Source organism: Streptomyces sp. NPDC001980 (assembly GCF_040296885.1).
In the GTDB taxonomy this organism is placed as follows: domain Bacteria; phylum Actinomycetota; class Actinomycetes; order Streptomycetales; family Streptomycetaceae; genus Streptomyces.
This window is the reverse complement of the sequence record NZ_JBEOYD010000005.1, coordinates 133,125-146,893: the sequence shown is the minus strand read 5'-3', so window position 1 is coordinate 146,893 and position 13,769 is coordinate 133,125. Positions and strand designations below refer to the sequence as shown.

Genomic DNA, 13,769 nt, shown 5'->3' with positions numbered 1-13,769 from the left:
GCCCACGCGCGCGTACGCGTCATAAGAAGAGCGCCCGCGCGCGTACGCGTGTGGAAAGCGCACGCGCGCGTGCGGGGCGCTTCCGGTCGCGTACGACACTAGGGGCGTGATCCGTTACGACGCCCTGGACGCGCTGCCCGTGCGGCAGGCCCTGCCCGGTCTGCACGACGCCCTGGACGGGCACGGCACCGCCGTCCTGGTGGCACCGCCCGGCACCGGCAAGACGACGCTGGTGCCGCTGGCGCTGGCCGGGCTGCTGGGCGAGGGGCCGGCCCAGCGGGTGGTGGTGGCCGAGCCGCGCCGGATCGCCGCCCGCGCGGCGGCCCGCCGGATGGCCTGGCTGCTCGGCGAGCAGGTCGGGCGGAGCGTCGGCTACACCGTGCGCGGCGAGCGGGTCGTGGGACGGCACGCGCGCGTGGAGGTCGTCACGACCGGTGTGCTGTTGCAGCGTCTGCAACGCGACCAGGAACTGTCCGGCGTCGACGTCGTGGTCCTCGACGAGTGCCACGAACGCCACCTGGACGCCGACACGGTGGCGGCCTTCCTCTGGGACGTACGGGAGACCCTGCGGCCGGAGCTGCGCCTGGTGGCCGCGTCGGCGACGACGGACGCGCAGGGGTGGGCGCGGCTGCTGGGCGGGGCGCCGGTGGTCGAGGCGGCCGGTGTCGCGTACCCCGTGGAGACGGTGTGGGCGCCGCCGGCCCGTCCGGTGCGGCCGCCGCACGGGATGCGGGTCGACCCGGCGCTGCTCGCGCATGTGGTGTCGGTGGTGCGGCGGGCCCTGGCCGAGCGGGACGGGGACGTGCTGTGCTTCCTGCCCGGCGTGGGCGAGATCGCGCGTGTGGCGGGCCGGCTGGGTGACCTGGGGGACATGGAGGTGCTTCAGGTGCACGGCAGGGCGCCGGCCTCCGTGCAGGACGCGGTGCTGGCGCCCGGGGCGCGGCGCCGGGTGGTGCTGGCCACGGCGGTCGCCGAGTCCTCGCTCACCGTCCCCGGCGTACGGGTGGTCGTCGATTCGGGGCTCGCGCGGGAGCCGCGGGTGGACCACGCGCGCGGGCTGAGCGCGCTGGCGACGGTACGGGCGTCCCGCGCGGCCGGGCGGCAGCGGGCGGGGCGGGCCGGGCGGGAGGCTCCGGGGGCGGTCTACCGGTGCTGGTCCGAGGCCGAGGACGCCCGTCTGACGGCCTTTCCGGCCCCGGAGATCAAGGTGGCCGACCTGACCGCGTTCGCCCTCCAGACGGCCTGCTGGGGCGATCCGGGGGCCTCGGGACTGGCGTTGCTGGACCCGCCGCCGGCCGGGGCGATGGCGGCGGCGCGGGAGGTGCTGACGGCGATCGGTGCGGTCGACTCCGCCGGACGGGCGACGGAACGGGGGGTACGGCTGGCCCGGCTGGGGGTGCATCCGCGGCTGGGACGGGCGCTGCTGGACACCCCGGGCGGGGGCGCGGAGGCGGTCGCGCTGCTGAGCGAGGAGCCGCCGCGGGAGTACGGGGACGACATGGCGGCCGCGCTGCGCGCCGCCCGGCGGGGCGGTGACGCCTATGCCGGGCGCTGGCTCGCGGAGGTACGGCGGCTGCAGGCGGACGACGAGGGAGCTTCGGTGTCCGGCGTGGACGACCGCACCGTGGGTCGCGTCGCCGCCCTCGCCTTCCCCGAGCGGGTCGCCAGGGCCGACGGAGGGTCGTACCTCATGGCCTCCGGCACCCGGGCCGAGCTCGGTGACGGCAGCCCGCTGCGCGGCGCGCCGTGGATCGCCGTGGCCGTGGCGGACCGTCCGGTCGGCAGTGGCCACGCGCGCGTGCGGCTCGCCGCGGTGGTGGACGAGGACACGGCCAGGTCGGCTGCGGCCTCGCTGTACGCGGACGACCGGGAGGTCCGCTGGGCCGACGGCGACGTCGTCGCGCGGCGGGTGGAGCGGCTCGGGGCGATCGAGCTCGCGGTGCGGCCGTTGCGGGACGCCGACCCGGCTCTCGTACGCGATGCGCTGCTCGACGGGCTGCGGCGCGAAGGGCTCGGCCTGTTGCGGTGGACGCCCGACGCCGCCCTGCTGCGGCAGCGGCTCGTCTTTCTGCACCTGCACCTCGGGGAGCCCTGGCCCGACGTGTCCGACGACGCGCTGCACGCGCGCGTGGACGCATGGCTGGAGCCGGAGCTCGGCCGGGCCCGGCGGCGGGCCGATCTCGGCCGGATCGACGCCGGGGAGGCGCTGCGTCGACTGCTGCCCTGGGCGGGTGGGGAGGCCGGGCGGCTGGACGAGCTGGCGCCGGAGCGGATCGCCGTACCCAGTGGGTCGCGGATCCGGGTCGACTACGGGAATCCCGAACAGCCCGTGCTCGCGGTCAAGTTGCAGGAGATGTTCGGGTTGCAGGAGTCGCCCGCCGTGGCCGGGGTGCCGGTGCTCGTGCATCTGCTGTCCCCCGCCGGGCGGCCCGCCGCCGTCACCGCCGACCTCGCCTCGTTCTGGAAGGACGGCTACAAGGGCGTACGGGCCGAGCTGCGCGGCCGGTATCCGAAGCATCCCTGGCCCGAGGATCCCGCCACGGCCGAGCCGACCCGGCACACCAACGCGCGGCTCAGACGCTGACCGGCTCCGGGACCGAGGAGTCGACCGGCTCCGGATCGGCCGGGCGGCGGCTGCGGGCCTCCAGGCAGAGGGAGAGGGCGAGCAGCGCGATGCCGAGGGACAGGAACCCCCAGGGGAGGTAGGAGGTCAGCATCAGGACGAGGGTGCGGTTGTGCTTGACCAGGGCGACGGTGCTCTCGATGTAGTCCTCGCGCATCTTCACGTCGCCGGCGAAGGCCGTCACCTTGGCACGGCCGCCCAGCAGGGTGCCGCCGCGCAGCTCCTCCTTGTGGATCTCCTCGCCGTAGACGGGTGCCCCGGTGGCCGGCTCGACCCAGAACCTGCGGACCGTGGTGTACCAGCGGGTGGTGCCGGTCTTGGCGACGGACTCGGCGGTGATGCCCTGCACCGGCAGCTTCTTGGGCATGGGGACCTTGGTCCAGGGGATGGTCTGCTCGAAGTAGTAGACCTTGACGCCCCGGAAGGTCTGCGTCCCCTTGTAGTGGATGGGGTTGGTGGTGCGGGTCTGCGCGTCGAAGTACTCGTAGTCCCGTTTCTCGGTCAGGAACGGGAACTTGAACTCGATGCCGTCCCGGGTCACCGGGTCGCCGTCGACCATCTCGCCGGTGGCGTGGACGGGTTCCTGGCTGTGGGCGTCGAAGATGTAGCGCTCGGGAATCTCGGAGACCATCTTGCCGTCGGGTCCCTGGACGTAGGACAGGCCGTCCCAGACGACGACGTCCCGGCCAGCCGTCTTCTCGATCTTCTTCGCGGCCGCCACGTCGCCCTTGAGGGTCTGCACGATGGTGACCTGGGGGACCTTCTTCGCCTTCATGGTGCCGTAGTCGAGGAGCGTGGCGTTCTTCGCCACCAGGACCATGTCCTGGTACTGGTTCGCCGGGATCTTGGCGAGCCGGGGGAAGGCGTACCAGCGCAGCAGCGGGGACAGCGCGGCGAAGAACACGGCACAGGCGAGCAGGACCAGACTGGCCTTGCGGCGCATCTCGGCCTCCCGGGGCGGCGGTTACGGGTGTGAGGGCACCGTCGTGAGCAGCGGCTTCGGGGACGTCCTGCCGTCCGGCGACCCGAGGGCGCTGATCGTCACCACCAGGACGAGCGCGAGGGCGAGACCGGTCGTGGCGGCGATCAGGGCACGCATGCGGGGCCTCCCTACGGCCGACGGCTTCCTGATGGATCGTCAGGTCCGGGCACCGTAGCAACGGGAGGGTGAGATGAGAACAGGTCGTACGACGACGAGGGCGCCGTCCCGCGTCGGCGGGAGGGCGCCCTGGTGGTCGTACGACGGTGGATCAGGAGGAGGCGGAAGCGCTCGGGGAGGCGGAGGCGGAGGCCGACGCGGAAGCGGACGCGCTCGGCGACGGGCTCGACGAGGGGGCGGCCGCGGCGACCGTCAGCTCGACGGTGAGCGTGGCGCCGCCGGTGGTGGTGATGCGGAGCAGGAACGTGCCGGTGGTGTCGTCCGCGTACAGCTTGGGCAGCGTGAGCAGGCCGTTCGCGTCCGTCTGGAGGTCCGTGAGGGTGCGGACGGCGTTACCGTTCGCGTCCTTGAAGTACGGGCCCTTGTCGTTCTCGCTCGTGTCGTCCGCCGACTTGATCAGCGTGGCGGTGGCGGCGACCTTGTCGGCGACGGCGCCCTGGTAGGTGGCCTTCGCCTGCACCTGGTCGGCGAACTCGCCGCCCGGGGTGCAGGTCAGCGCGGTGGTGTTGACGAGGGCGAGGGTGTCGGCGGCGCGCGCGGTGACGGTCGCGTCGTAGTCGACGCCCTTGACCGTGCGGCCGACCACGCTCGCGTGGACCGTGAAGTCGCCGGTCTTCTCGCCCGCCTGGAGTGCCGGCGCAACGGCGAGGCCCTTGCTGTCGGTGACGACCGTGGCGGTGTCCTCGCCGCCGCTGAAGGTCGCGTCCGTGTCCCCGACGATGGTGAAGCGGACCCGGACCTTGGCGACGGTCCGGCCGGCCTTGGTCTCCGCGCGCGTGCTGATCTGCTTGCCGAACGCGTCGCCGGCCATCGCCGTGAGCGTGGCGGTGCCCGCGTCCTCCAGGTGGTCCACGGTGTCGGTGGCCGTGGGCGGCAGGGTGGGCGTCGTGCTCGGGGCGCTCGGCGTGGGCTCGTCGGGCTTGGGCGTGGTCTTGGCCGGCTTCGTCGTGGAGCCGTCGGAACCGGAGCCGGAACCCGAGTCGGAGCCGGTCGAGCCGTCGCTGCGGTGCGAGGGCAGCGTTCCCGTGCCGTTCGGGACCGAGTGGGTGCCCTTGCGGTAGAACTCGTACCAGGACAGGACCAGGTTGAGGTAGTCCTGCGAGTTGTTGTAGCTGAGGATCGCGCTGTTCATGTCGGCCTGGACGGACAGGTCCCAGCCGTTGCGGCACAGGTAGTGGCCGGCGGCGAGCGCCGCGTCGTAGACGTTGTTGGGGTCCTTGACGCCGTCGCCGTTGCCGTCGCGACCCGCCCACGCCCAGGTCGAGGGGATGAACTGCATGGGGCCGACGGCCTGGTCGTACTCGCTGTTGCCGTCGTACTTGCCGCCGTCGGTGTCCGGGATGAGCGCGAAGCCGTTGCCGTCGAGCTGCGGGCCGAGGATCCGGTGCAGGGTGTTGCCCTCGGCGTCCACGTCACCACCGCGGGCCTGGCCGGACTCGACCTTGCCGATGGCGGCCAGCAGCTGCCAGGGCAGGTTGCAGCCGGGCTTGGAGCTGCGCAGCTCCGCCTCGGCCTTCTTGTAGGCGTCGAGGACGGTGGCGGGGATGCCGGCCTCGGCCTCGCCCCGGGAGACGGCGGTGCCGATGCTCGACGAGGAGGCCGTGGGGCTCGCACTGGGGTTCGGGCTGTTGAGCGGCGGCAGGTCCGTGTAGTACGGCGAGTTGCCGGTGGCGCCGTCGGCGGCCCCGGCTCCGTCGGGCGCGGAGGTGCTGGCGCCGGCGTTGGCCTGTCTGCCCGTGTCTCCAGTGGTGGCGCCCGGTGCCTGGGACGCGGACAGAGCCGCTACCGCCAACGCGGCCGCGGCGGTCGTCGCCGCTCCCTTGCGCAGCCGCCTGCCGAATTGCGCCGCCATAAGGTGAACCCCTCCCATGGACGCCTTCTGAGCGCCCGTCTCCGTCTGTCCGCTCGCCTCTGGTGTGACGGTCGACCCGGTCTGTGGTTGCCCCCTGTTACCTCTTTCGCGTGGTGAGGTAGCGCATCCGGCCGTGCACGCCGGGGCGGCGACCCAGGCGACCCTACGACAACTTCCTTTCCACGGACACCCGGCGGTGCCCGATTTTCACCAGTTGGCCATTCCCCGTTGAACGATGGTGGTGTCGCGGATACTTGCCGTACGCGATCACTTGTTCGGCGCTCCGGCCGACGACTGCTCCAGGGGGCCCCGGTGCCGTTCACTCTCAGCCATGCCGCCGCCGTGCTGCCCGCCGTGCGGGGCGACGGGACCGGGCGCGGGCGGCTGGTGCCGGCGGTGCTGGTCGCGGGGTCCTTCGCACCCGACCTCACCTACTACGCGGCGAGCGCGGTGCCGGACGCGATGGAGTTCGGCGGGTTCACGCACTCCTTCGCCGGCGTCCTCACCGTCGACGTGCTGTTCGCCTGGGCGCTGGTGGCGCTGTGGCTGCTGGTCCGGGAACCCCTCGTGGCCCTCGCGCCCCGCGCCCGGCAGGGGCGGGTGGCCGCACTGCTGCGCTGCGGGGCGCCACGCGCGCGTGCGGGGTTCTCGGTGGCCGCGTGGTGGTACGTCTCCGCCGTGCTCGGCGGGCTCACGCACGTCGTCTGGGACGCGTTCACGCACCACGACCGCTGGGGGACGCGGCTGTTCCCGGCCATCGGCCACAACCTCGCGGGCATGCCGCTGTACACCCTGCTCCAGTACGGCAGTTCGGCGGTCGGCGCGGCCGTGGTCGCCGTGTTCGCGGTCCGCGCGGTACGGCGGGCGCCGGCCGGGGAGCCGGTGGGGGTGCCGCTGCTGTCGGTGCGGGACCGGTGGTGGGCCGGCGCCGGAATCACCGGCTGCGCCCTGCTCGCGGCGGTGCAGCGGGCGGTGCGGTGGTGGGAGTACTGGGGGACTGCGGCGAAGCCCTGGGAACTGCTGCCCACGGTGCTCTTCGGAACGGGCGCGGGGCTGCTGCTCGGGGTGCTGGGGTACGCCCTGGCGATCAGGGTGTGGCGTCCGGCTCCGGTGGCCGACGGCGTACGGCGGAGTCCGTCGGCCGTTCGGTGAGGCTCGCGACGAACACGGTCATGGTGCGGGGGCGGCGGGGGCCGGGGAGCGCGGTGAGGAGCAGCGCGAGGTAGCTGCGGGCGAGGTCGAGCCACTGGCGCAGGTCGGGACGGGCGCGGAGCTTGCGCCGGAGACGGGTGACGGCTCGGCGCACGGTGACGGCGAGGTCGGCGGGGATGCGGGCGGAGCTGGCGCCGGCCGCCAGGGCCGGGGCCGGCACAGGCGCCGTGACCTGGGAGGAGGCAGCGGCGAAACGGCCTTTGGCCGGGGGCCTGCTCTGGGGCGTCCGGCGGTGAACCATACGTATACCCATGGCCGCATCCTTGCCGGTGGCGGGGGCCGGGGCGTTCTGGCGGGGTCCACGCGAGTGACGGGCGGCACCCCCTTTTTGCTCCGTCGCCCCTCCATTTTTCACCGCTGCAACGGCGCGCAGCCGCAGCGGCGCTTTCCGGCGGTGCCGAACCGGGCGCATCCCGTGGGTTCGGCACCGCCGAAAGCCACCGGCGTGACTGAGCACCGTTGCGGCGGAGAAATAAGGGGGCGACAGAGAAGGGGGCGACGGAGAAAGGGGGCGACGGAGAAGGGGGCGGGAGCGGCGTCCTCTGTCGGACGCCTTGGCAGCGCGCCCCCTGTCGGCGCTCGCCGGAGGCGTCAGTGCGCTGCCGACTCCCAGTCCGGGCCCACGCCCACCGAGACGTCCAGGGGAGCCCGGAGGTGGACCGCGTTGGACATCTGGTCGCGGAGGACGGATTCGACGCGGTCCCGCTCGCCGGGGGCGATCTCCAGGACGATTTCGTCGTGGACCTGGAGGAGCATGCGGGACTTCAGGTCCGCCTCGCGCAGCGCGCCGTCCACCCGGAGCATGGCGATCTTGACGATGTCCGCCGCCGTGCCCTGGATGGGCGCGTTGAGCGCCATCCGCTCGGCCGCCTCCCGGCGCTGCCGGTTGTCGCTGTTGAGGTCGGGGAGGTAGCGGCGGCGGCCGAAGAGTGTCGCCGTGTAGCCGGTGGCGCGGGCCTCGTCGACGACGCGGTGCAGGTAGTCGCGGACCCCGCCGAAGCGCTCGAAGTACGTGTCCATCAGGGCCCGGGCCTCGCCCGCGTCGATGTTCAACTGTCCGGAGAGACCGAAGGCGGACAGACCGTACGCGAGGCCGTACGACATCGCCTTGATCTTGCGGCGCATCTCCGCGTCGACGGCCGAGCGGTCGACGTCGAACACCTGGGAGGCGACCGTGTTGTGCAGGTCCTCTCCGGAGGTGAACGCCTCGATCAGGCCCTCGTCCTCGGAGAGGTGGGCCATGACGCGCAGCTCGATCTGGCTGTAGTCGGCGGTCATGAGCGACTCGAAGCCCTCGCCGACGACGAAGCCCCGGCGGATGGCCCGGCCCTCGTCGGTGCGGACCGGGATGTTCTGGAGGTTCGGGTCGGTGGAGGAGAGGCGGCCGGTCGCGGCGACGGTCTGGTTGAACGTGGTGTGGATGCGGCCGTCGGCGGCGACGGTCTTGATCAGGCCCTCGACCGTGACCCGCAGCTTGGCCTGCTCGCGGTGCCGGAGCATGATCACCGGCAGCTCGTTGTCCGTCTGGCCGGCGAGCCAGGCGAGCGCGTCGGCGTCGGTGGTGTAGCCGGTCTTGGTCTTCTTCGTCTTCGGGAGCGCCAGTTCGCCGAAGAGAACCTCCTGGAGCTGCTTGGGCGAGCCCAGGTTGAACTCGTGACCGGCCGCCGCGTGCGCCTCCTTCACGGCCTGCTGCACCGCGCCCGCGAACATCTGCTCCATCGCTTCCAAATGCGCGCGGTCGGCGGCGATGCCGTGCCGCTCCATCCGGGCGAGCAGGGCGGAGGTGGGCAGCTCCATGTCACGGAGGAGGTCCGCGGCGCCGACCTCCGGGAGCCGGGCCTCGAAGGCCTCGCCGAGGTCGAGGATCGCGCGGGCCTGGATCATCAGGGCCTCGGCCTCGGCGCCGTCGTCCGCACCGAACGCCAGCTGCCCGTCGGCCGCGGCGGCCGGGGCCAGCTCGCGGTGCAGGTACTCCAGGGACAGCGCGTCCAGGTCGAAGGAGCGGCGGCCGGGCTTGACCAGGTACGCGGCGAGCGCGGTGTCCATGGTGACGCCCTCGATGGTCCAGCCGTGCTCGGCGAAGACCCGCATGGCGCCCTTCGCGTTGTGGAAGACCTTGGGCCGGGCGGCGTCGGCCAGCCAGGCCGCCCACGCGTTCTCGTCGGCCTCGTCCAGTTCCGCCGGGTCGAACCAGGCCGCCGCTCCCTGGGCCGCGGCCAGCGCGACCTCGGCGACCGAGCCGGTGCCGAGCGCCCAGGTGCCGACGGTGGCGACGCCCAGCGGTCCGGTGCCGTGCTCGGCGAGCCAGCCAGCCAGCTCGCCGGTGCCGAGGACGGAACCGTCGACCTCCACACCCGCCTCGGCGACCGGCGTGGACTCGGCCTCCTCGGCGCCCGGGTCGACGGCGTAGAGCCGCTCGCGCAGCGACGGATTGCGGATCTCCAGGGTGTCCAGGATCATCGCGACGTTCTTGCGGTCGTACGGCGCGCGCTCCAGGTCGGCGACCGTCTTCGGCAGCTCCACACCGCGCTCCAGCTCGGTGAGCCGGCGGTTGAGCTTGACGGACTCCAGGTGGTCGCGGAGGTTCTGGCCGGCCTTGCCCTTGACCTCGTCGACGCGCTCCACCAGCTCGGCGAAGGAGCCGAACTGGTTGATCCACTTCGCGGCGGTCTTCTCGCCGACGCCCGGGATGCCGGGGAGGTTGTCGGACGGGTCGCCGCGCAGGGCGGCGAAGTCGGGGTACTGGGCGGGCGTCAAGCCGTACTTCTCGAGAACCTTCTCCGGGGTGAACCGGGTCAGCTCGGAGACGCCCTTGGTCGGGTAGAGGACCGTGGTGTGCTCGGTGACCAGCTGGAAGGAGTCGCGGTCGCCGGTGACGATCAGGACCTCGAAGCCCTCGGCCTCGGCCTGGGTGGCGAGGGTGGCGATGATGTCGTCGGCCTCGAAGCCCTCGACGGCGAAGCGCTGCGCGTGCATGGCGTCCAGCAGCTCGCCGATCAGCTCGACCTGCCCCTTGAACTCGTCCGGGGTCTTGGAGCGGTTCGCCTTGTACTCGGTGAACTCCTCGGAGCGCCAGGTCTTGCGCGAGACGTCGAACGCCACCGCGAAGTGCGTGGGCGCCTCGTCACGCAGGGTGTTGGCCAGCATCGACGCGAAGCCGTAGATCGCGTTCGTCGGCTGGCCCGTCGCGGTCGTGAAGTTCTCCGCGGGCAGCGCGAAGAACGCGCGGTACGCCAGCGAGTGCCCGTCCATGAGCATCAGCCGGGGACGGGGGCCGCCGGGGGTCTTGTCGGTCTGCTTCGCTGCTGTCTCTGCCACGCCCCCGATCCTGCCACGCCGCACTGACAGTGAGCGCCGACGGTTCGGGTTGCGGTGAGCTCGGCCCTCTTGAGCATCGGTCTCGTCACACACTGGTTCCGCTCTCCCCGTCTCCTCGGCCGCCCGTGCTCGATGGTTGTCGGTGCCGCGTGCGAGGATCGGGGGCACAGTTGCGCCGGCGTAGAGGGAGAGCGTGCGATGGCGACGAAGCCGCCCAAGGAGGATCCGGTCCAGGACGCGCCGCAGGTCGCGGAGCCGAAGCACGCGGCCGCGGGGCTGCCCGCCATCGGCCACACGCTGCGCATCGCCCAGCAGCAGATGGGCGTGAAGCGCACCGCGCTGACGCTGCTGCGCGTGAACCAGAAGGACGGCTTCGACTGCCCCGGCTGCGCCTGGCCGGAGCCCGATCACCGGCACACGGCCGAGTTCTGCGAGAACGGCGCCAAGGCGGTGGCCGAGGAGGCCACCCTGCGGCGGGTGACGCCCGAGTTCTTCGCCGCGCACTCGGTCGCCGACCTGCACCACCGCAGCGGTTACTGGCTCGGCCAGCAGGGGCGGCTCACCCACCCCATGTATCTCGCCGAGGGCGCCGACCACTACGTGCCGGTCGACTGGGAGCGTGCCTTCGACATCATCGGTGAGGAGATCGCGGCCCTCTCCTCCCCCGACGAGGCGGTCTTCTACACCTCGGGGCGGACCAGCAACGAGGCCGCGTTCCTGTACCAGCTGTTCGCGCGCGAGCTGGGCACCAACAACCTGCCGGACTGCTCCAACATGTGCCACGAGTCCTCGGGCTCGGCGCTGAGCGAGACGATCGGCATCGGCAAGGGCAGCGTCCGGCTGGAGGACCTGTACAAGGCCGACCTGATCATCGTCGCCGGGCAGAACCCGGGCACCAACCACCCCCGGATGCTCTCCGCGCTGGAGAAGGCCAAGGCCAACGGCGCGAAGATCATCAGCGTCAACCCGCTCCCCGAAGCCGGCCTGGAGCGGTTCAAGAACCCGCAGACCCCCCAGGGCATGGTGAAGGGCGCCGCCCTCACCGACCTGTTCCTGCAGATCCGCATCGGCGGCGACCAGGCCCTGTTCCGGCTTCTCAACAAGCTCGTACTGGCCGAGCACGAAAGCGCCTCCGGCGCGGGCTCCGGCGTGGTCGACGAGGAGTTCGTGCGCGAACACACCCACGGGTACGAGGAGTTCGCGGAGGCCGCCCGCGCCGCCGACTGGCACGAGACGCTCACCGCCACCGGACTCACCCGCGCGGAGATCGAGGAGGCACTGCGCATGGTGCTCGCCTCGGAGCGCACCATCGTCTGCTGGGCCATGGGGCTCACCCAGCACAAGCACTCGGTGCCGACGATCCGGGAGGTCGTCAACTTCCTTCTGCTGCGCGGCAACATCGGCCGTACCGGCGCGGGCGTGTGCCCGGTCCGCGGCCATTCGAACGTGCAGGGCGACCGCACGATGGGCATCTTCGAGCGGCCGGCCCCGGCCTTCCTGGACGCCCTGGAGAAGGAGTTCGGCTTCGCGCCCCCGCGCGAGCACGGCTTCGACGTCGTCCGGGCCATCCGCGCGCTGCGTGACGGCGAGGCGAAGGTCTTCTTCGCGATGGGCGGCAACTTCGTCTCCGCGACCCCCGACACGGAGGTCACCGAGGCGGCGATGCGGCGGGCGCGGCTGACCGTGCACGTGTCGACGAAGCTCAACCGCTCGCACGTCGTCACGGGCGCGCGGGCGCTGATCCTGCCGACGCTCGGCCGGACCGAGCGCGATCTCCAGGGCGGCGGCGAGCAGTTCGTCACCGTCGAGGACTCCATGGGCATGGTGCACGCCTCGCGCGGCCGCCTGGAGCCCGCGAGCCCGCACCTGCTGTCGGAGCCGGCGATCGTGTGCCGGCTGGCCCGCCGGGTGCTCGGTGAGAACAGCCGTACGCCGTGGGAGGAGTTCGAGAAGGACTACGCGACGGTCCGGGACCGGATCGCGCGCGTGATCCCCGGCTTCGACGACTTCAACGCGCGCGTGGCGCACCCGGGTGGCTTCGCGCTCCCGCACGCCCCGCGCGACGAGCGGCGCTTCCCGACGGCCACCGGCAAGGCGAACTTCACGGCGGCCCCGGTCGAGTACCCGGAACTGCCCGAGGGGCGGCTGCTGTTGCAGACGCTGCGCTCGCACGACCAGTACAACACCACGATCTACGGCCTGGACGACCGCTACCGGGGTATCAAGAACGGCCGTCGGGTGGTCCTGGTGAACCCGGAGGACGCGCGGCTGCTGGGTGTCGCCGACGGGTCGTACGTGGACCTGGTCGGTGAGTGGAAGGACGGTGTGGAGCGCCGGGCGCCGGGCTTCCGGGTGGTGTACTACCCGACCTCCCGGGGCTGCGCGGCCGCGTACTACCCGGAGACCAACGTGCTGGTGCCGCTCGACGCGACCGCGGACACCAGCAACACCCCGGCCAGCAAGTCCGTGGTGATCCGCCTGGAGGCCGGTGTGCCGCAGCCGACGGCCGCCGTCTGAGCGCCCGTTCGGTGTGTCTGGAAGAATCGGCGACCTACTGAGCGTTTGCTCAGGCGAGAGAGACAGCCGCACGACGAACGGAGCCGGCCCATGGGCGAGCAGCAGCACGTGAAGTTCCCGCAGGAGGTCATCGACGAGTACGCCGCGCTCGGCGTCGACCTGCGGGCCCTGTTCTCGGCGGGTCACCTCGGCAACCGCATGGGCGTGCAGATCGTGGAGGCGTCGGCGGAGCGGGTCGTCGGCACCATGCCGGTGGAGGGCAACACCCAGCCGTACGGGCTGCTCCACGGCGGCGCCAGCGCGGTGCTGGCGGAGACCCTGGGCTCGGTCGGTTCGATGCTGCACGGCGGCAGTTCGAAGATCGCGGTCGGTGTCGACCTGAACTGCACGCATCACCGCGGGGCCCGCTCCGGCCTGGTCACCGGCGTGGCAACGCCCGTCCACCGGGGGCGTTCGACGGCGACCTACGAGATCGTGATCAGCGACGAGGAGGGCCGACGGGTGTGCAGCGCGCGGCTGACCTGCCTGCTGCGTGACGTGCGCCCGGGCGACGAGGTCCACCTCCGGGACACCGGCGCCTGACCGGCACCCCGGCGGGGCGAAGGGCCTCGGCGCAGCGTGCCGAGGTCAGCACCCGGTAAGAGATCGGCGGGCAGCACCCCGCCCGCCCCGCAGCACCCCCGCCCGCCCTACCGAGAAATGCGAAAAAGTTCCGAAGGCTTGACTTTCTTTCCTCCGCGTAACTCTACGTAATACGCGTGTAATCCTCATTCGCTGTTTCACCCCAGTTCCCGGGGTGCGTCGCATCGCCCACCCGCCCCGAAAGTCGCCCACAGCAACGGTCGCACGTCATGTCCAAAACCGCCGAGACGCCTGATCCAATCACGCCGGGTCCTGCGGGTTCTCAGAATGCGGACGGGGCGAATCGGGCTCAATTCCTGCTTTCCCCCCACGCTGTACCGCTCTGCATTACCTCGTGTCATAACAAGAGCGTCACAGCCTTGGTCAAGCACTCCTCCACGTTCCTCGCCCGCGCTTAGAGTCACGGCCAGTCACCGCTCCATGGGGAGTTCGGTACCGGCGCGGCA

General features: G+C 72.2%; 9 protein-coding genes. 4 read left to right on the top strand and 5 right to left on the bottom strand.

From position 1 onward, the window contains the following. Positions 1-106: 106 nt before the first annotated feature. The gene (gene hrpB, locus ABT137_RS09565; protein WP_351705097.1) at positions 107-2,584 is read left to right on the top strand and encodes an ATP-dependent helicase HrpB; all 2,478 of its coding nucleotides are present in this window, start codon (positions 107-109) and stop codon (positions 2,582-2,584) included. On the opposite strand, the gene pgfA is transcribed toward hrpB, so the two are convergent. The 3 genes from pgfA to ABT137_RS09550 form a co-directional block, all read right to left on the bottom strand. Further along, positions 2,574-3,566: a cell envelope lipid trafficking protein PgfA gene (pgfA, locus tag ABT137_RS09560; RefSeq protein WP_351705094.1), complete on the bottom strand. Its 993-nt coding sequence runs from the start codon at positions 3,564-3,566 to the stop codon at positions 2,574-2,576. The genes hrpB and pgfA overlap by 11 nt on opposite strands. Before the next feature lie 21 nt (positions 3,567-3,587). Then, positions 3,588-3,722, bottom strand: a complete 135-nt coding sequence (locus tag ABT137_RS09555; protein WP_351705091.1) for an SPW_0924 family protein — start codon at positions 3,720-3,722, stop codon at positions 3,588-3,590. A gap of 151 nt (positions 3,723-3,873) precedes the next feature. Continuing rightward, positions 3,874-5,634: a lytic transglycosylase domain-containing protein gene (locus tag ABT137_RS09550; RefSeq protein ID WP_351705088.1), complete on the bottom strand. Its 1,761-nt coding sequence runs from the start codon at positions 5,632-5,634 to the stop codon at positions 3,874-3,876. Positions 5,635-5,946: 312 nt separating this feature from the next. Here ABT137_RS09550 and ABT137_RS09545 point away from each other — a divergent pair, with 312 nt between their 5' ends. Further along, a complete protein-coding gene (locus tag ABT137_RS09545; RefSeq protein ID WP_351705085.1) occupies positions 5,947-6,786 on the top strand; it encodes a DUF4184 family protein in 840 nt (279 codons plus the stop codon). Here the strand turns inward: ABT137_RS09545 and ABT137_RS09540 are convergent. Next, positions 6,722-7,099: a hypothetical protein gene (locus tag ABT137_RS09540; RefSeq protein ID WP_351705082.1), complete on the bottom strand. Its 378-nt coding sequence runs from the start codon at positions 7,097-7,099 to the stop codon at positions 6,722-6,724. The two genes, ABT137_RS09545 and ABT137_RS09540, sit on opposite strands and share 65 nt — an antisense overlap. A 338-nt stretch (positions 7,100-7,437) precedes the next feature. Next, entirely contained in the window at positions 7,438-10,164 is a 2,727-nt protein-coding gene (gene polA, locus ABT137_RS09535) for a DNA polymerase I (RefSeq protein WP_351705079.1), read from the bottom strand. Between the two features lie 198 nt (positions 10,165-10,362). Here polA and ABT137_RS09530 point away from each other — a divergent pair, with 198 nt between their 5' ends. Together ABT137_RS09530 and ABT137_RS09525 are read left to right on the top strand one after the other, a co-directional pair. Further along, entirely contained in the window at positions 10,363-12,681 is a 2,319-nt protein-coding gene (locus ABT137_RS09530) for an FdhF/YdeP family oxidoreductase (RefSeq protein WP_351705076.1), read from the top strand. 90 nt (positions 12,682-12,771) lie between these two features. Then, positions 12,772-13,263, top strand: coding sequence for a PaaI family thioesterase (locus tag ABT137_RS09525; protein ID WP_351705073.1), 492 nt, complete (start codon positions 12,772-12,774; stop codon positions 13,261-13,263). Positions 13,264-13,769: the final 506 nt, after the last annotated feature.